This window comes from Streptomyces sp. NPDC030840 (assembly GCF_055572015.1).
This window is the reverse complement of the sequence record NZ_JBVIEE010000010.1, coordinates 52,948-71,643: the sequence shown is the minus strand read 5'-3', so window position 1 is coordinate 71,643 and position 18,696 is coordinate 52,948. Positions and strand designations below refer to the sequence as shown.

14 protein-coding genes are annotated in these 18,696 nt (G+C 70.4%); 5 read left to right on the top strand and 9 right to left on the bottom strand.

From position 1 onward, the window contains the following. Positions 1–76: 76 nt before the first annotated feature. The 4 genes from ACZ49J_RS22345 to ACZ49J_RS22330 all read right to left on the bottom strand — a co-directional run bounded on the left by ACZ49J_RS22345 (position 77) and on the right by ACZ49J_RS22330 (position 4,244). A complete protein-coding gene (locus tag ACZ49J_RS22345) occupies positions 77–2,350 on the bottom strand; it encodes a hypothetical protein (RefSeq protein WP_467455793.1) in 2,274 nt (757 codons plus the stop codon). Between the two features lie 159 nt (positions 2,351–2,509). Then, complete coding sequence (locus ACZ49J_RS22340; RefSeq protein ID WP_467455791.1) at positions 2,510–2,881, bottom strand: DUF6113 family protein; 372 nt, start codon at positions 2,879–2,881, stop codon at positions 2,510–2,512. 136 nt (positions 2,882–3,017) lie between these two features. Then, on the bottom strand, positions 3,018–3,959 hold the full coding sequence (gene mshB, locus ACZ49J_RS22335) for an N-acetyl-1-D-myo-inositol-2-amino-2-deoxy-alpha-D-glucopyranoside deacetylase (RefSeq protein ID WP_467455790.1): 942 nt from the start codon (positions 3,957–3,959) through the stop codon (positions 3,018–3,020). Between the two features lie 90 nt (positions 3,960–4,049). Next, positions 4,050–4,244 carry a hypothetical protein gene (locus ACZ49J_RS22330; protein WP_095753716.1) on the bottom strand — a complete coding sequence of 65 codons (195 nt, stop codon included), beginning with the start codon at positions 4,242–4,244 and terminating at the stop codon, positions 4,050–4,052. Between the two features lie 160 nt (positions 4,245–4,404). Here ACZ49J_RS22330 and ACZ49J_RS22325 point away from each other — a divergent pair, with 160 nt between their 5' ends. Further along, the gene (locus tag ACZ49J_RS22325; RefSeq protein WP_467455789.1) at positions 4,405–6,552 is read left to right on the top strand and encodes a S9 family peptidase; all 2,148 of its coding nucleotides are present in this window, start codon (positions 4,405–4,407) and stop codon (positions 6,550–6,552) included. A gap of 149 nt (positions 6,553–6,701) precedes the next feature. On the opposite strand, the gene ACZ49J_RS22320 is transcribed toward ACZ49J_RS22325, so the two are convergent. The 5 genes from ACZ49J_RS22320 to ACZ49J_RS22300 all read right to left on the bottom strand — a co-directional run bounded on the left by ACZ49J_RS22320 (position 6,702) and on the right by ACZ49J_RS22300 (position 12,547). Then, the gene (locus ACZ49J_RS22320) at positions 6,702–7,775 is read right to left on the bottom strand and encodes an ABC transporter ATP-binding protein (RefSeq protein WP_467455787.1); all 1,074 of its coding nucleotides are present in this window, start codon (positions 7,773–7,775) and stop codon (positions 6,702–6,704) included. After that, positions 7,768–8,742: an ABC transporter ATP-binding protein gene (locus tag ACZ49J_RS22315; protein WP_467455785.1), complete on the bottom strand. Its 975-nt coding sequence runs from the start codon at positions 8,740–8,742 to the stop codon at positions 7,768–7,770. Before ACZ49J_RS22315 ends, ACZ49J_RS22320 begins: the two co-directional genes overlap by 8 nt. Positions 8,743–8,958: 216 nt before the next feature. Next, entirely contained in the window at positions 8,959–9,987 is a 1,029-nt protein-coding gene (locus ACZ49J_RS22310) for an ABC transporter permease (RefSeq protein ID WP_467455784.1), read from the bottom strand. Further along, on the bottom strand, positions 9,980–10,903 hold the full coding sequence (locus ACZ49J_RS22305; RefSeq protein ID WP_467455783.1) for an ABC transporter permease: 924 nt from the start codon (positions 10,901–10,903) through the stop codon (positions 9,980–9,982). The genes ACZ49J_RS22310 and ACZ49J_RS22305 overlap by 8 nt, the downstream gene beginning before the upstream one ends. Positions 10,904–10,909: 6 nt before the next feature. Next, the gene (locus ACZ49J_RS22300) at positions 10,910–12,547 is read right to left on the bottom strand and encodes a peptide ABC transporter substrate-binding protein (protein ID WP_467455781.1); all 1,638 of its coding nucleotides are present in this window, start codon (positions 12,545–12,547) and stop codon (positions 10,910–10,912) included. Between the two features lie 875 nt (positions 12,548–13,422). Here ACZ49J_RS22300 and ACZ49J_RS22295 point away from each other — a divergent pair. From ACZ49J_RS22295 to ACZ49J_RS22280, 4 genes are all read left to right on the top strand, one after another. Then, positions 13,423–14,451, top strand: coding sequence for an ABC transporter permease (locus ACZ49J_RS22295; RefSeq protein ID WP_467455780.1), 1,029 nt, complete (start codon positions 13,423–13,425; stop codon positions 14,449–14,451). Positions 14,452–14,597: 146 nt separating this feature from the next. Further along, a complete protein-coding gene (locus tag ACZ49J_RS22290) occupies positions 14,598–16,382 on the top strand; it encodes an ABC transporter substrate-binding protein (protein ID WP_467455778.1) in 1,785 nt (594 codons plus the stop codon). A gap of 153 nt (positions 16,383–16,535) precedes the next feature. After that, positions 16,536–17,519 (top strand): ABC transporter permease, encoded by a 984-nt coding sequence (locus ACZ49J_RS22285; RefSeq protein ID WP_467455777.1) that lies wholly within the window; start codon positions 16,536–16,538, stop codon positions 17,517–17,519. Positions 17,520–17,527: 8 nt separating this feature from the next. Continuing rightward, positions 17,528–18,571, top strand: coding sequence for an ABC transporter ATP-binding protein (locus tag ACZ49J_RS22280; protein ID WP_467455775.1), 1,044 nt, complete (start codon positions 17,528–17,530; stop codon positions 18,569–18,571). The last annotated feature ends 125 nt before the right edge of the window (positions 18,572–18,696 follow it).

Sequence of the window (18,696 nt, the reverse complement as noted above, 5' to 3'; positions counted from 1 at the left end):
GACGTCCGGGCGGCTGAACGACACGGAGGGCACCCGGTGCGGAACCGGGTGCCCTCCGTACGTGGTGATCAGACGGTCAGCTCGGGTTCGTCTCGATCACGGCCGTACGCTCCGCCGCGCTCTTGCCGAGGAGCGCCGGGCGCAGGGCTCCGATCACGTCCTCCGGTGTCACCGGGGTCTTCTTGCCGGTGCCGCGCGTGATCAGGACGCCGTCGAAGGTGGTGCCGTACAGCTCCTTCAGGGCGGCCTTGTCGTAGTACTCGACGAGCTTGCCGTTCTGGGCCTTGACGCCGAGGAACTTCCACAGGGAGTTCTCCGGGCTGAACTGGATGACCGCCGAGCCCGCCTTGACCGTGACGATCCCGGACATCGCGGGCTCCGCGAACTCCTTCATCATCCGGTCGACCTCGGCCTTGGAGACCGACGGCTCCTTGGTGGCCGTGGGGAGCGTCACGGGGTCCGTCTTCCCGGTCTCGACCTGCGCGCGGTAGGCGTCCTCGACGGCCCGTGTGGACTGGTCGACGGCGATGCCCTTGCCCGCCTTGCCGTACACGGCGACGGCCTTGCCGGACTCGAACTTGATCGTGCCGTCGGTGGCCGAGCCGGAGCCGCCCGCGGCGCGCTCCAGGGCGGCCCGCAGCTTCTCCTCGTCGACGGGCATGACGGGCGCGACCACGCGCTTCTGGCCGAACAGCGAGCCGATCACCGACACCGGGTTGTAGTCGCTCTGGGCGGCGGCGTTGACCGTGGCGTCGGCGTCGAGCTGGAGACCCGCCTGGTCCGGCCTGAGCGACACGGTGTCGCCGTCGACCGACAGCTTGAGCGGCTTGTCCGTGTTGTCCCCGAAGGCCGCGTCGAGCTTCTTGGCGGCGTCGTCGCGGGTGCCGCCACCGATGTCGACGCCGAGGACGGTGGTGCCCTTGGGCACGTCGGAGTGGTTCATGAGCAGTCCGGCGCCGTACACGCCCGCCGCCACGAACACGAGCCCGCTGCCCAGCAGCACCAGCTTGCTGCGGCCCTTCTTCGCCGGCTTCGAGGAGACGGTCGTGGTCGACTGCGCGGGGTCCGGCAGCTTCGGCGGGGTGTGCGGACCCGACTGCTCGCCGGTGCCGCCCGGCCCGAAGGGCGAGCTCTGGGCGCCGGGCGGGACCACGGGGATGCCGCTGGTCAGGGTGTGTCCGGACACGTTCTCCCGGATGCCGCCCGGGCCGTCGTACCCGTGCTGGCCCCCTGGCCCCGGCTCGGGCGCCGGGCGCTGGGGCGTGAGGATCGCGGTGTCGTCGCTGAGGCCACCACCGGGGCCGGAGAAGTCGGGGCCGGCGAAGTCCGGGCCGGGGCCGCCGAAGGGCCCACCGGTGCCGGGACCGCCGCCGGGGCGTCCGGCGCCCGGGCCGGAGCCGCCGGGGCCGGAGCCCAGGCCCGCGCCGGGGCCGCCGTAGCCGGGGCCGGAGCCGGGAGACGGGGACAGGGCCCCGTCGCCGGTGACCGGGCCGCCGGTCGGACCGTACGGCCCGCCGGGTCCGCCGGCAGGGCCGCGTCCGCCGTCTCGGCCGTTCGCGGCGTCGTCCGAGAAGTACGGCAGGTCGTCGCGCCGTCCCGCGCCCGTGTCGGGGTTGGCGCCGGGGCGCGAGCCGGCCGTCAGCGCGGCCGACACGTCGAAGGAGCCGGTGCCGCCGCCGTGGCCGGGCGCCACGGGTCCGGCACCGGTGGCGCCGGGAAGCCCGGCACCGTTCGTACCGCCCGGACGGGGGCCGCCGGCTCCGCCCAGCGGGCCGGAGCCGTTCGTCCGCGGACCGGAGCCACCGGGACGCAGGCCGCTGCCGGGACCGCTCGGGGTGCCCGTGCCCGACCCGTTCGCCGACCCGCCCTGGGGGCCCGCCGGGCCGCCGCTCCAACCCGAGGGAAGACCGCCACCGTTGGTGGAGCCGCCGGCAGAACCGGGCTTGGGCGCACCGGGCTTGCGCGGCGCGAACCAGTCGCTGGTCTTCTCGCCGGCCGCCTCGGCGGGCTCCGGCGAGGGCGGGGCGGTGTCCGTCAGCACGGGCATGCTCGTGGTGCCCGTGGTCTCCGACTCGCTGAGCGTGTCGTCCGACGCGGTCTCGGCCTCCGCCACCGGTGTGCGGACGACGACCGGCGGAATGGGGCGCGAACCGGGGATGTTGATCCGCACGCGGGTGGTCAGCGTGGTCTCGGTCTTGCGCTCGTCCGACCGCGCGCCCGTCGCCGAACGGCCCGGGTCGCCACCGCCGTCGGAAGCCATGGGGGTCCCGTACGGCGGCGTCCCCGACGGGTACGCGGCTCCTCCGCGCCCGTTGGGCCCGGAGGACGAAGTGTCAGTTTCACGACTCAAGGCAGGTTCTCCCGATCGGCTTCGCCGCCCGTGACGACCTCACACGGCGGGCAGCTCGGCGGCGCGCACCACCATACTGGCCACTTCCCGCCCGTATCCCACGACCGCCGATGAAACCCACACGGGCCCTCCACCGGCGCTTGGTGGCGAAGTAGTACGTCACTTGGCAAGTCGGGCGCCGGGGTCTTTCGGTTGCCGCCCCCCGCCAAGCGTGGCGCACATCACAGCGACTGCCATGCCGCCGAGCAGGAAGAGATAGGAGACGGCTCCCGCGCCGAAGAGGAAATCCCCTTCCGGACGGGTGGCGGTGAGGAGGATGACGGAGATCATCCAGCCGGCCACCGGCACAACGGCCCCCGCCCGGGCGCCCATCGCGTGCGCGCCCCCCAGGAAGACCCCGGCCGCTCCCAGCAGGGCGAGCAGCAACCCGGCCGGGAACCAGGCGGCGTTCACCAGTGCCCCGGCCGCTCCGACCACGCCGCCGAGCAGGAAGAGCCCCAGATAGGCGGCGGCCCGTCCGGCCGGGGGCAAGGTGAACGGCTGTGCGAGCGCGCTGCCTTGCGCGCCCCGCCCCTGAGGTCCCGCCGCCTTCACAGCGCACCCGCCCTTCCGGCACCGGCCGTGCGCCACGTTCGCCCCGTGCGTCCGTCATACCCAGTCGTACGCATCAGAGGGCCGCTCCGTTCTGTCCCGCCACCGATACGTTCCCTTCGGCGCCCTCGACACCCTCGAACAAGTCGGTCTCGCGCCCGCCTCCTTCACGTCGGCCGCGCACCAACTCGTAGTACTCGGTGGTGAGGAGGGGCTGCGCCAGTTCGTTGGAGAGCGCGAAGAAGGGCTCGGCGACCACGATCTGGGTGGCGTGCGCCCGCATGGCCCCGGCCTTCGCGGCGGCGAAGTCCGTGCCGTCGACCTCCGTGGTGACGATCCAGTCGTCGACGACACCGGGGACGTCGACGACGGAGGCGGCCTTGGTGAAGGGCAGCCGCCCGGGCTCGGCGAGCGCCTCGCGCAGCCGGCTGAAGCCCTCGATGACCACGGAGCGTGGCACCCGGTTCCAGTAGACCTTGGCGACCTCCCAGGGCTCCCCCAGGTCCGTACGGAAGCCGGGGGCCGCGGCGAGGTCGGCGGCGCGCATGGCGACGCGGTGGGTCTGGATGTGGTCGGGGTGGCCGTAGCCGCCGTTCGGATCGTAGGTGACGAGGACCTGGGGGCGGACCTCCCGGATCACCTCGACGAGGAGGGCCGCGGCCTCGTCGACGTCGGCGGCCCAGAAAGCACCCTCGCGGTCGTTCTGCTCGACGCCCATCATCCCGGAGTCGTGGAAGCGCCCGGGGCCGCCGAGGAACCGGTGGTCGCTGACGCCGAGCCGCTTCATGGCCTCGGCCAGCTCGCCCTCGCGGTAGGGACCCAGCGCGTTGTCCCGGTCGGGCGCGAGGTGGGCCAGGTGGGGCGGTATGACCTCGCCCTCCTCGCCGAGAGTGCAGGTCACCAGCGTCACCTGGGCGCCCTCGGCCGCGTACCTGGCCATGGTCGCGCCGTTGTTGATCGACTCGTCGTCCGGATGCGCGTGCACCAGGAGCAGACGACGGGCAGGGAGCTCGCTCATGTGCCCCACCCTACGAGGCGGCGCCCCGCGCCACGGCGGGCCCGGATCATTCACAGCTTCGGGCCGGTGCCGGTGCGGGGCGGGCCGGGGTCAGAACTTGATGCTGCCGATCATGCCCGCGATGTTCGTCGTGAGCTCACTGATCGTCGGGGCGACGGTGGACGAGGCGAGGTAGAAGCCGAGGAGGATGCAGACGACCGCGTGCCCGCCCTTCAGCCCCGATTTCTTGATCAGTAGGAAGACGATGATCGCCAGCAGCACCACCGCCGAAATCGAGAGTGCCACGGCGGCTCACCTCCTATAGAACAGAGCACCGGAATATGTAAATCCATACAGCAGCCAGCAGGTTCATACCCACACAGCGGTAGTGATCATAACTAGCGGTACGCGCGCATCGGTCGGCGCACAGCCGCACAAGGGGGCGCATGGCCAATATGGTCGAGGCATGACGACCGAGCCCGAATCCTTCCCCCGCCGGCACGCCCGTACCCAGCGGTTCACCCTCGGCGCGCCGCGCGCGTTCACCATCGCACCCGACGCGTCCCGTGTCGTGTTCCTGCGGTCCGCCTCCGGCACCGACCGCGCGAACAAGCTGTGGGTGTACGACCTGGCGGAGGGCGACGTGGGGGCCCCTGCGGCCGAAGGACGGGAAAGGGTGGCGGCCGACCCGGCCGTTCTCCTTGGCGGCGCCTCGGAGGAGCTGTCCGCCGAGGAACGGGCACGCCGCGAACGCAGCCGCGAGGGCGGTGCCGGCATCGTCGGCTACGCCACCGACACGGCCGTCGAGCTGGCCTCCTTCGCCTTGTCGGGGCGGCTTTTCGTGGCCGAGCTGCGCGCCGGGACGGCCCGTGAGCTGGATGTCCCCGGCCCGGTGATCGACCCGCGCCCCTCCCCCGACGGTCGGTACGTCGCCTACGTCTCCGGGGGTGCCCTGCGCGTCGTCGAGGCCGAGGGCGGGAACGACCGGGCGCTGACCGAGGAGGGTGCGGAGAACGTCACGTACGGTCTGGCCGAGTTCATCGCGGCCGAGGAGATGGGGCGTTCGCGCGGTTTCTGGTGGTCGCCCGACTCGGACCGGCTGCTCGTGTCGCGCGTGGACGACACGCCGGTGAAGCGCTGGTGGATCTCCGATCCGGCTCATCCGGACCGGGCGCCGCAGGAGGTCGCGTACCCGGCGGCGGGCACGGACAACGCGGACGTGCGGCTGTTCACGGTCGATCTCCGGGGGGTGCGCACGGAGGTGTTCTGGGACCGGAAGCGCTACCCGTATCTGGCGCATGTGCACTGGTCAGCGGCGGGGGCACCGTTGATCCTGGTGCAGGCCAGGGACCAGCGCAGCCAGCTGTTCCTGGCGGTGGACCCGGACTCGGGGACGACCCGGATGGTGCACGCGGACGAAGATCCACATTGGCTTGATCTTTTCCCTGGGGTACCGGCCTGGACGCCCTCCGGGCAGCTCGTCCGGATCGCCGACGAGGGCGGCGCGCGGGTGCTCGCGGTGGGGGAACGGCCGCTGACGAGTGCGGCGCTCCACGTCCGGACCGTCCTCGACGTGGCGGACGAGGACGTGCTGGTCTCGGCGTCGGCGGGCGAGGCGGCCGACGACCCCGAGATCGGCCAGGTGCACGTGTACCGCGTGAACGAGCTGGGCGTGGAGCGCCTGTCGCAGGAGCCCGGCGTGCACTCGGCGGTGCGGTCGGGGAGGGTGACCGTGCTGATCTCGGCGGTGCCGGACCGGCCGGGGACCAGGGTGCGGGTGCTGCGGGACGGCAAGCACCTGGCGAACGTCACCTCTTACGCGGAAGATCCCGGTCTGTCCCCGCGCGTGACGCTCACACAGGGGGGCGCACGCCGCGTACCGTGCGCCGTGCTTATGCCTACGGACTACCACGGTGACACTCCCCTGCCGGTGCTCATGGACCCGTACGGGGGTCCGCACGGCCAGCGGGTGGTCGCCGCGCACAATCCGCACCTGACCTCGCAGTGGTTCGCCGACCAGGGGTTCGCGGTGATCGTCGCGGACGGGCGCGGGACGCCGGGCCGCTCCCCCGCCTGGGAGAAGGCGGTCAAGGACGACCTGGCGGAGGTCGTGCTCCAGGACCAGGTGGACGCCCTCCAGGCACTGGCCGCCGACTTCCCGCTCGACCTCACGCGGGTCGCCATCCGCGGCTGGTCCTTCGGCGGCTACCTCGCGGGCCTCGCCGTGCTGCGCCGCCCGGACGTCTTCCACGCCGGGATCATCGGGGCGCCGGTCACCGATCTGCGCCTGTACGACACCCACTACCAGGAGCGCTACATCGGCCACCCCGGTGAGCAGCCCGAGGTGTACGCGAGGAACTCACTGATCGACGACTCGGGCCTGGTCGGCGCCCAGGAGCCGAACCGCCCCATGATGATCATCCACGGCCTGGCCGACGACAACGTGGTGGTGGCCCACTCCCTGCGCCTGTCCTCGGCCCTCCTGGCCGCCGGCCGCCCCCACGAGGTCCTCCCGCTCTCCGGGGTCACCCACATGACCCCCCAGGAGGCGGTCGCGGAGAACCTGCTGCTGCTCCAGCTGGACTTCCTGAAGCGTTCACTGGGCCTGGCGTAGTACAGCAACGGGCCGGAGCGACATGGCGCGCTCCGGCCCGTTTACGGCACCCGCACGGCCGTACGCTGTACAGACTGACCCGTCCGTATATCGGTACCGCTTCCGTGAAGTTGCCTGCGTGTTAACGCAGTTGATGCACATTTGTGCAGCTATGTCGGGTCGTAGGCGTGATCGTCGTGCTTCTCCCCCGCGAAATGGCAGGCCGAGTCGTGCGCGGCGGGCCCGGCGGCGTACCGGAGACCGGTGGGGACGGCCAGCTGCGGCACCTCCGTCTCGCACCGCTCACGGGCCTTCCAGCAGCGGGTGCGGAAGCGGCAACCGGAGGGGACGGCCGTCGGAGAGGGCACGTCCCCGGAGAGGATGATCCGCTGCCGGCGTTCCCGCGCCCCGGGGTCCGGCACCGGCACGGCGGAGAGCAGGGCCTGGGTGTACGGGTGCGTGGGGTGGTCGTAGATCTCGGCGTCCCGGCCGGTCTCCACGATCCGCCCGAGGTACATCACGCCGACCCGGTCGGAGATGTGCCGCACGATCGACAGGTCGTGGGCGATGACGACGTAACTCAGCCCGAACTCACCCTGCAGGCGCTCCATCAGGTTGACGACCTGCGCCTGCACGGAGACGTCGAGGGCCGAGACCGGCTCGTCGGCCACGATGATCTCGGGGCGCAGCGCCAGCCCCCGTGCGATGCCGATGCGCTGGCGCTGGCCGCCGGAGAACTGGTGCGGGTAGCGGTTGACGTGCTCGGGGTTGAGTCCGACCACGTCCAGCAGTTCCCGCACCCTGCGGCGCCGGTCGCCCCTGGGCGCGGCCTCCGGGTGGATCTCGTAGGGCTCGCCCACGATGTCGCCCACGGTCATACGGGGGTTGAGGGAGGTGTACGGGTCCTGGAACACCATCTGGATGTTGCGCCGGACGGCCTTCAGCGCCCTGCCGGACAGCTTGGTGATGTCCTCGCCCCGGTAGGTGATGGATCCGGCGGTCGGCTGCTCCAGGTTGACCATCAGCCGGGCGAGCGTGGACTTGCCGCAGCCGGACTCGCCGACGATGCCGAGGGTCTCGCCCTTGGCCAGCGTGAGGTCGACGCCGTCGACGGCCCGGACGGCGCCGACCTGTTTCCTCATCAGGACGCCCCGGGTGAGCGGATAGTGCTTGACCAGGCCGCGGACCTGAAGGATCGGTTCGTCCGTGAGGCCGGCCGCGGGGTCGGCCGTGAGCTCAGCCATGCAGGCACTCCGTCCAGAAGTGGCAGGCGCTCCCGCGCTCGCCGGTGACCTCGTGCAGGGGCGGTACGTCGGTGCGGCACAGGTCCCGGGCGGCCGTGCAGCGCGGGTGGAAGGCGCAGCCGGGCGGGATGCTCGTGAGGCTGGGCGGCAGGCCCTTGATGGCGTAGAGCTCGCGGCCCTTCTGGTCGAGCCGCGGGATCGAGTCCAGCAGTCCTCTGGTGTACGGGTGGGCGGGCGCCTTGTAGAGGTCGTGCACGGGCGCCGACTCGACGACGCGGCCCGCGTACATCACCGCGATCCGGTCGGCGACGTCCGCGACCACGCCGAGGTCGTGGGTGATGAGGACCAGCCCCATGGTGAGTTCGCGCTGGAGCTCGGCGAGGAGGTCCATGACCTGGGCCTGGACGGTGACGTCGAGGGCGGTGGTGGGCTCGTCGGCGATGATCAGCGCGGGTTCGAGGGCCAGCGCCATGGCGATCATGATGCGCTGGCGCATACCGCCGGAGAACTGGTGCGGATAGTCCCGTACGCGCGCGGCGGCGCCCGGGATGCGGACGCGGTCCATCAGCTCGACGGCCTTGGCACGGGCGTCCTTCCTCGACATCCCCCGGTGCACGACGAACATCTCGCCGAGCTGGTCGCCGACGGTGAGGACCGGGTTCAGCGACGACAGCGCGTCCTGGAAGATCATCGCCATCTCGGCGCCCCGGATCCTCCGGCGCTCCTCCTCCTTCAGCTTCAGCAGGTCCCGGCCCCGGAAGAGGATCTCGCCACCGGTGACGCGGCCTGGCGGGGTGTCGAGGATGCCCATGACCGCCTGCGCGGTCACCGACTTGCCGGAGCCGGACTCGCCGAGCACGGCGAGCGTCTCGCCCGCGTCCACGCCGTAGCTGACCCCGTTGACGGCCCTGGCCACTCCGTCCCGCGTCCTGAACTCCACGTGCAGGTCACGCACTTCGAGCAACATGACGACGACTCACCTCAGCTTCGGGTCGAGGGCTCGCGGAGTCGCGTCGCCGAGTGGGACGAACGCGGGCACCGTAATCGTGGGCGCGCCCCAGGGCCGGCAGCGGCCCGCATCGGGCGCCCCAGGTCCACCGGCAGCCCGAGTCGGGCGCCCGCAGCTCACGGCCGAGCCCCGGAATCAGCCCGCGCCTCACACGCGTCCTGCGCCATGGCACCGTCACCTCAGCTTCGGGTCGAGGGCGTCGCGGACCGCGTCGCCGAGCATGATGAAGGCGAGGACGGTGAGGGCGAGGGCGCCGGAGGGCCACAGGAGCGCGTGGGGGGCGTTGCGGATGTAGGGGGACGCGGCGGAGATGTCGATTCCCCAGGAGACGCTCGGCGGTTTCAGTCCGACGCCGAGGTACGACAGGGTCGCCTCCAGCGCGATGTACGTGCCGAGCGCGATGGTGGCCACGACGATGACGGGGGCGATCGCGTTGGGCGCGATGTGCCGCAGCAGGATGCGTGTGTTCGAGGCGCCGAGGGCGCGGGCGGCCTGGACGTAGTCGTTCTGCCGGGCGGTGATGACCGAGCCGCGGGCGATGCGGGAGATCTGCGGCCAGCCCAGCAGCACCATGAACCCGATGACGGGCCAGACGGTCGAGCTGGTCACCACGGAGAGCAGGACGAGACCGCCCAGCACGACGGGGATCGCGAAGAAGACGTCCGTGACCCGGGACAGGACGGCGTCCCCCACCCCGCCGAAGAAGCCGGCGAGCCCGCCGAGGACCGAGCCCAGGACCGCGACCCCGAGCGTGGCGCAGACTCCGACGGTGACCGAGGTCCGCGCCCCGTGGACGGTGCGCGTGTAGACGTCGCAGCCCTGGCCATTGAAGCCGAAGGGGTGGCCGGGCGCGGGGCCCCGCTGGGCGTTGGCGAGGTCGCAGTCGAGGGGGTTGCCGGAGGCGACCGCCGAGGGCCACAGCGCGATGAACACGAGGAAGCAGATCACGAGCCCGGAGACGATGAAGACCGGGTTGCGGCGCAGGTCGTGCCACGCGTCGGACCACAGGCTGCGCACCCGCTCCTCGGGGGCGGCCGAGGGTTCCGGTCTCCGTGGCCCCCGGCCCCACGGCCCTGTCTGGAGGATCTCCGCGTCGGCGGGGACGAGGTCCGCGGTGCCGCCCGAGGCGTACGACGGCTCCAGCGACGGCTCCAGGGGCTTCGGTTCCAAGGGCCGAGGCTCCATGGGCTGCGGCTCAGGCATAGCGGATCCTCGGGTCGAGTACGGCGTACAGGAGGTCGACGATCAGGTTGGCGACCAGGAAGACCAGGACGAGGACGGTCACGAAACCGACGACGGTCTGTGTGCTTTGGCGCAGGATGCCCTGGTAGAGCTGGTAACCGACGCCGTGGATGTTGAAGATCCGCTCGGTGACGATCGCTCCGCCCATCAGGAACCCGATGTCGGCGCCGATGAAGGTGACCACGGGGATGAGGGAGTTGCGCAGCAGGTGCCGGACGATCACCCGGTGCCGCGGAAGCCCCTTGGCGACGGCCGTACGGACGTAGTCGGCGCGGAGGTTCTCGGCGATCGACGTCCTGGTCAGCCGGGTCACGTACGCCAGCGACACGGACGCGAGCACGAGCCCCGGCACGACCAGCTCGCCGAAACCGGCCTGAGGTGACACGGACGGCTTGATCCAGCCCCACTCGACGCCGAGCAGCAACTGGAGCAGCAGGCCCGTGACGAAGACCGGGACGGAGATGACGACGAGGGTGACGAGCAGGACCCCCGTGTCGGCGGGCCGGCCGCGGCGCAGGCCCGTGACCACGCCCAGGGTCACCCCGATGGCGATCTCGAAGAGGATGGCCACGATGGTCAGCCGGACGGTGACCGGGAAGGACGTCGCCATCAGCTCGGTGACCTTCTGCCCGTTGAACGCGGTGCCGAAGTCGCCGGTGAAGACGTTGCCCATGTAGGTCAGGTACTGCCGCCAGACGGGCTGGTCGAGGCCGAACTCCTGCTTCAGCCGGGCCGCCGTCGCCGGGTCGCACTGCCGTTCGCCGCACAGGCCCGCGACGGGGTCGCCCATCACGTTGACCATCAGGAAGATCAGCAGGGTGGCGCCGGCGAAGACGGGGACCATCTGCAGCAGACGCCGGGCGACGTACCGGCCCACGGTCGGTCAGCCCACCTTGATCTGGTCGTAGACGGGGACGCTGAACGGGTTCAGCGCCACGTTCGTCAGCCGCTCCGAGTAGCCCGCGCTGCCGTTCTGGTACCAGAGCGGGATGGCGGCCATCTGCTCCCGGAGGACGTCCTCGGCCTGCCGGAACTTCGCGACGGCCCGGGCGGCGTCGGTCTCGGCGTTGGCCTCGTCGACGAGCTTGTCGAACCGGGGGTCGGACCACTCGCCGTCGTTGGAGGAGGCGCCCGTGTAGTAGAGCGGCTGGAGGAAGTTCTGGATCAGCGGGTAGTCCATCTGCCAGCCTGCGCGGAAGGGGCCGGTCATCTTCCGGTCGGTGATGCGGTTGCGGTAGTCGGCGAAGGTGCCGATCGGGTTGCCGACGCAGGCGTTGTCCTTGCCGAGGGCGTGGTTGATGGAGTTGCAGACGGCGTCGACCCATTCGCGGTGGGAGCCGGTGTCGGCGTTGTAGGTGATCCTGACCTGCCCGCCGGGGAGTCCGCCGCCCTCCTTGATCAGCTTCCGGGCCGCGGCGGCGTCGTACACGCAGGCGTCACCGCAGGGGCCCGCCCGGTAGCCGCCCTCCTCGCCGAGGACGGGTGAGGTCCAGTCGATGGCGGGGGTGCGGGTGTTGTGGAAGATGGTCCGGGTGATCTGGACACGGTTGATCGCCCGGGACAGGCCCTCGCGGACCTTCTCCATGCCCGCCTTGTTCCAGCGCTTGTCGTAGTACGGGAAGGCGAGGGTCTGGATGATGCCGGCGGGCGCGTTGATGTAGCGGTCGCCGAGGTCGCCCTTGACGTTCTTCAGCTGGGAGGCGGGGATGTCGTCGACGAGGTCGAGGTTGCCGGCCATCAGGTCCGTGTAGGCGGTGTTGCTGTCGGTGTAGACCTTCAGGTCGACACCGCCGTTGCGGGCCTTGTCCTCGCCCGGGTAGGCGTCCCATCTGCGCAGGGAGAGCTGGGAGCCCTTGGCGTACGACTGGACGAGGTAGGGGCCGTTGCCGACCGGCTTCCTCAGCCAGGCCTCGTGGTCGTCGAAGAACGCCCGGGGCAGCGGGGCGTACGCGTTGTAGCCGAGGGTGTCGGGGAAGCTGGAGAACTTCTGCCTCAGCTTGACGGTGAACGTCCGCTCGCCCGTGACCTTCAGCCCGGAGAGGGTGTCGGCGGTCTGCCTGCCCTTGGCCGGGTGGGTCTTGTCGTAGCCCTCGATGTACTCGAAGAAGTACGCGTTGCGCTGGTTGTTCCTGAGGCTGGCGCCGTAGTTCCAGGCGTCCACGAAGGAGCGTGCGGTGACCTTCTCGCCGTTGCTGAAGGTCCAGCCGTCCTTGACGGTGATCGTGTAGTTCGTGGAGTCCGTGGTCTCGATCTTCTCGGCGAGCATGTCCTCGGCCTCGCCGGTCTTCGGGTCGTACTGCTTCAGACCGCGGAAGATCATGGACAGGACCTTTCCGCCCTGCACCTCGTTGGTGTTGGCCGGCTCCAGCGGGTTCGGCGGGTCGCCCCAGGAGGAGCTGAGCACGGCGCCGGTGCCGCCACCGCCCTCGCTGCCGCCGCCCCCGCAGGCCGTCGCCGCGAGGGCTACGGCCATCGCGCAGACCACCGGGCGGACCGGTCGGGCGTGCGTGGCTCCGCGCATGGTGTGCCTCCTCGTGAGTGGTGCCGGCGCCGGGGCGCTGTGCGGTTGGCGGGTTCGTTGGCGGGCTCGCCGGCGGGTTCGTTGGCGGGCTCGCCGGCGGGCTCTTTGTGAGCGAGCTGGCGGGCTCGATGGCGGGTTCGTTGCGGGGTCACTACCGGGTTCGTTACCGGGTTCGTTACCGGCCAATATCAACCCATCACGCACATGACGCACATTCACCCCGTCCATCCGGGGGCGGCGGCCATCCGGACGTACACATTCCGGGAGGACCTCACCCGCATATCGGACCTGGTGGCCGGTGTGTCCGTCGTCCCCCGCTTTGGTCATGGCAGTCCAAAGCCGGGCCATGCGGCCCACCACACCCGGGTCAAACGGCAAAAGACCAGATCAAAGCCGTCAATGATTCATTGACGCTGGGCGGAGGGGGGTTGAAAGTCGCGTTTGGCACGGGTTCGCTCCGCGCTGACGGCGCAAGGTTCACCCCGCACCACCGGCACAGGGCCTGACCCGCGCCAGGTGCAGGGTGCGCCCCGTACCGACGGCACAGGGCTCGCCCCACGGCACCGGCACCGGGTTCGCCCCACGCCAGGCACAGGGGGTTCGCCTCGTACTGACGGCACAGGGTTCGCCCCACGCCGACGGCGCGGGGTTCGCCCACGCTGACGGCACAGGGTTCGCCTCACGCTGACGGCGCGGGGGCGCCCCGCGCCACCGGCACAGGGCTCGCCCCGTGCCAGGTACAAGGGGTCGTCCCGCGCCGCCGGTGCAAGGGCTGAAGCTCTTGCACGGGCGGCGTGCGAGTCCCCGTGCTGACGGTACGTCGGGTTCCTTCGTGCCGACGGCAGTCACCTCGCCCCATCCAGGCCAGGAGCACCATGACCTCCCCCATGCCATCGGCCGCCACCTTCCAGGTGGCGGCGGACCCGGGTGCCGCACCCCCGGCGCCCACCGCGCCGTCACAGGGCGGTGCCGGCCGTTCCCCCGGGCGGCTCGCCTGGCTGCGCTTCCGGCGCGACCGGGTGGGTGTGCTCTCGGCCTGGGTGGTGCTGTTCTTCTTCGTGGCCGGACTCGCGGCCCCGCTGATCGCGAAGCTGTACGGCAAGGACCCGTACACCACCTACGGACAGAACCAGTCGGGCCTGCTGAACGACTTCGGGTTCCCCATCAAGCCGAACGGCGGCATCAGCGGCGACTTCTGGTTCGGCATCGAACCCCAGCTCGGCCGCGACGTGTTCACCCTGCTGCTCTACGGCATCCGCAACTCGCTGCTGATCGCCACGGTGACGACCCTGCTGGTCACCCTGCTCGGCGTGGTGGTCGGCATCACGGCCGGTTATCTCGGCGGCCGGGTGGACAGCCTGGTCGGGCGGATCATCGACATCCTGCTGGCGTTCCCCTCGACGCTGTTCTTCATCGCCTTCTGGCCGGTGATGATCTCGATCTTCGTCTCGCCGGAGGACAACACCCCGACCTGGCTGATCGTCGTCAGCCTGATCTCGGTGATGACCGCGTTCGGCTGGGCCCCCATGGCCCGTCTGCTGCGCGGTGAGGTGCTCGCCCTGCGGGAGCGGGAGTTCGTCGAGGCGGCCAAGGTCACCGGCGCCTCACCGGCCCGGGTCATCTTCAAGGAGCTGCTGCCCAACCTGTGGACGCCCATCCTCATCCAGGGGACTCTCGCGCTGCCCATGTACGTCACCACGGAGGCCGCCCTCGCCTTCCTCGGCGTCGGACTCCAGGACCCCACGCCCGACTGGGGCGTGATGATCCAGCGCGGCTCGCAGGTCTACCAGAACGACATCACGTACATGCTCTTCCCCGGTCTCACGATGGTGATCTTCGTGATCGCCTTCAACCTCCTCGGTGACTCCGTGCGCGACGCGCTCGATCCGAGGATCCGGCGCTGACGGCACCCCCTCTCCTCCCTCACCTCTCCTCCCTCACCTCGCCTCCTCTCCTCGCCTCCTCTCCTCACCTCACCTCCGGCCCGGGCGACGGGGCCCGCCGGACCCCCCACAGCCTCCCTTTCTCCCTGATTCAGGCAGGACACCCCATGTCTCTCTCCCGCAGAAACTTCGTCATCGCCACCTCGGTCGCGGCCGGCGGCTCCATGGTCCTCTCCGCGTGCAGCAGCGGCGGAGGCGGTGGGACGGGAAGCGGCGGCTCCTCGGCGGGCGCCACCAAGTACTCCGCCGTCACCATCGGCACGAAGGACGACTCGACCGGTCCCGCGCCCGAGGTCGCGGGAGCGAAGAAGGGCGGCACGATCCACGCGATAGGCCCGGACGACTTCTCCCATCTGGACCCGCAGCGCATCTACTTCGCCTGGAACTCCACGGTCGCCAACCTCTACGTCCGCTGCCTCACCGGTTACAAGATCGCCCCCGACGGCTCCATGAAGCTCGTCGGTGACCTCGCCACCGACACCGGCACCATGTCCGACGGCGGCAAGACCTGGACCTTCACCCTGAAGGACGGGCTGAAGTGGGAGGACGGCAGCGAACTGACCGTCGACGACGTCCGCCACGGCATCGAGCGCGGCTTCGCGAGCTTCACCACCGAGGGCGCCCAGTACGTCCAGACCTGGCTGACCGGTTCCACCGACTTCCGGTCGGTCTACAAGGGCCCGTACAGCGGCAAGCACCTGGACTCGATCGTCACGGACACCGCGAAGAAGACCATCACCTTCCATCTGAAGACACCGCGCGGTGACCTCAACTGGGCGCTGGCGATGCACTCCTACGGCGCCGTGCCCGTCAAGCACGACACCAAGGAGAAGTACGACAAGGACCCGGTGTCCGCGGGCCCGTACCGGATCAAGCAGCACTCCGTGGACAAGTCCATGACGCTGGTGCGCAACCCCCACTGGGACCCGAAGACGGACGCGATCCGCACCGCCTACCCTGACTCCTTCACCTTCGAGTTCGGCCCCGAGGGTCTCCAGGCCACCGACCGGCTGATCGCGGACTCCGGGACCGACCAGTACGCGGTCATGGCCTACAGCGGTGTGCCCGCCGAACGCATCCAGAAGGTGATCAGCACCCCCGACCTCAAGTCCCGCACCGTCGACGGCCTGCTGACCGGCCTGTACTACTACGCCATCAACTGCAGGCGCATCACCGACGTACGGGTGCGCCAGGCACTCAACTACGCCTGGCCGCTGGAACAGATCCGCAAGATCTACGGCGGCCCGTCCGCGGGCGACTACGCGACCACGATCCTCAGCCCCGACATCGCGGGCCGTGTGAAGTACGACATCTACGGCAAGCTGACCAAGCCTCAGGGCGACACGGCGAAGGCCAAGGCGCTGCTGAAGCAGGCCGGCAAGCTCGGTCAGAAGATCGTCTACACCTACCCGCAGGGCGGCAGCGACGCGTACGACAAGACCAAGGTCGTCATCGCCAACGCCCTCAAGGAGGCGGGCTTCGACCCGGTCGTCAAGCCGGTGGAGTCCTCCAGCTACTACGACCAGGTCCAGCAGGTCGACAACCAGTTCGACGTGATGTGGTTCGGCTGGTCCCCGGACTGGCCCGCCGCGTACACCCTCGTCCAGCCGCTCTTCGACGGCACGACGATCGCCAACGGGTCCAACAACGTCTCGCAGCTCAACGTGAAGTGGGTGAACGCGGCGATCAAGAAGGACGCGGCGATCACGGACACGGCCAAGTCGGAGGCGGCCTGGGCGGCGCTGGACAAGGAGATCATGCAGAAGGAGGCGCCGATCATTCCGGAGACGTATCAGCGGCGGTTCTACCTGTACGGGTCGAAGGTCGGAGGGGCCGAGTACGACCCGCTGTTCTCCGCGTTCATCCTTTACAAGCTGTACGCCAAGGCCTGAGCCTCTGCCGGGTTCTGTCGGTGTTTTGGCTGGGGGTTCGTTGTGGCTGGTCGCGCAGTTCCCCGCGCCCCTGAGGAGCAGGGGCGCACCCGGCACCATGACGAACCCGCAGGCTGACCACCCACCACGTGAAAGCCACCCAGGGACCGCCCCATGTTCCGCTTCATCGCCCGTAGGACGCTCAGCGCGGTGCTGATCCTGCTGATCATCAGCGCCCTCACCTTCGTCCTCTTCTACGTCGCCCCGCGCGACCCGGCCCGCGCCGCGTGCGGCAAGGTGTGCACGCCGCAGACGCTGGCGCTGGTGCGGCACAACCTCGGGATCGACGATCCGCTTCCCGTCCAGTACTGGCACTGGCTCGTGGGTGTGTTCGCGGGCCGGGACTACCAGGGGCTCGGGCACTGCTCGGCCCCGTGTCTCGGCTACTCGTTCACCAACCACGAGCCGGTGCTCGGCCTGATCACCGACCGTTTCCCGACCACGCTGTCCCTGTCTCTCGGCAGCGCGGTGGTGTTCGTCGCCTTCGGCGTGGGCACCGGCATGGTCGCGGCGGTCAAGCAGGGCAAGGCGCTGGACAAGATCGCGTCGTCGGCTTCGTTGATCGGCTCGTCGCTGCAGATCTACATCGTGGGCGTGGTCGCGATGTACTACCTCTCCGACGAGTGGCACATCCTGCCCCGTCCCCAGGACAGCGCGGGCTTCACCCAGGACCCGGCCGCCTGGTTCAAGGGCCTGCTGCTGCCCTGGCTGGTCCTGGCGCTGATCTTCACGGCCAACTACACGCGGATGACCCGCTCGCAGCTGGTCGAGACCCTGAACGAGGACTACGTGCGCACGGCCAGGGCCAAGGGCCTGTCCCGGCGCACGGTCTTCTTCCGGTTCGCCTGGCGCGGCGCCATGGGCCCGATCGTCACCATCCTCGGCCTCGACCTGGGCTATCTGCTCGGCGGCGCGATCATCACCGAGGAGACGTTCGGACTGCACGGCATCGGGGCGCTGTCCATCAAGGCCGTACGGGACAACGACCTGCCGCTGCTCCTCGGCGTCGTCCTCGTCGCGGCCGCGGCGATCGTCGTGGCGAACATCGTGGTGGACGCGGTGTACGCGCTCATCGATCCACGGGTCCGGCTGGCGTAGGGGGAGCCATGAGTACGCATACGCAGGCGGGCGGGGCCTTCCTCTCCGTGCGGGACCTGAAGGTCCACTTCGACACCGAGGACGGGGTCGTCAAGGCCGTCGACGGTCTCTCCTTCGACCTGGAGCGGGGCCGGACCCTCGGCATCGTGGGCGAGTCCGGCTCCGGCAAGTCCGTCACCAACCTGGCGATCCTGGGCCTCCACGACCGCGTCCGCACCGCCCTCGACGGTGAGATCCTGCTGGACGGCAAGGAACTGCTGACGGCGACCGAACGGGAGCTCGAGCGGCTGCGCGGCAACACGATGTCCCTGATCTTCCAGGACGCGCTGGCCTCCCTGTCGCCGTACCACACGGTGGGCGCGCAGATCGGCGAGACGTACCGCAAGCACACCGGGGCCTCCAAGCGTGAGGCACGGGAGCGGGCGGTGGAGATGCTGCGCCGGGTCGGCATCCCGCAGCCGGACGTGCGGGTGGACGACTACCCGCACCAGTTCTCCGGCGGCATGCGGCAGCGCGCCATGATCGCCATGGCGCTGGTCTGCGACCCCGAGCTGCTGATCGCCGACGAGCCGACGACGGCCCTGGACGTCACCGTGCAGGCACAGATCATGGACCTGCTCGGGGACCTCCAGCAGGAGTTCGGCACCGCGATCATCTTCATCACCCACGACCTCGGGGTGATCTCACGGATCGCCGACGACGTCCTGGTGATGTACGGCGGCCGGTGCGTGGAGAAGGGCCGGCGCGCCGAGGTCCTCGGCGCGCCCCAACACCCCTACACCCTGGGTCTGCTGGGCTCGATGCCGAGCCTGGAGGGTCCGGTGGACGTCCCGCTCTCCCCCATCCCGGGCACACCCCCGTCCCTCCTCACCCCGCCGCCGGGCTGCCGCTTCCATCCGCGGTGCGCGTTCGCGGAGAAGGTCGGGGGCGGACTGTGCACGACGCGGCGGCCCCTGCTGGAGCCGGACGACGGGCACGCCACGGCCTGCCACCTGACCACCGGCCAGCGCCGGGAGTACTTCGCGGACTACGCGGCGGCAAGGGTCAACTGACGCAAGCAGCCAACCGCCGCCCGGCGGTCACCGCCGCACACCAGTCACCGCCGCACAGGCAGTCAACCGCCCACAGCAGTCAGCCGCCGCACAGCAGTCATCTGACGGACAGCCAAAGGAACCTC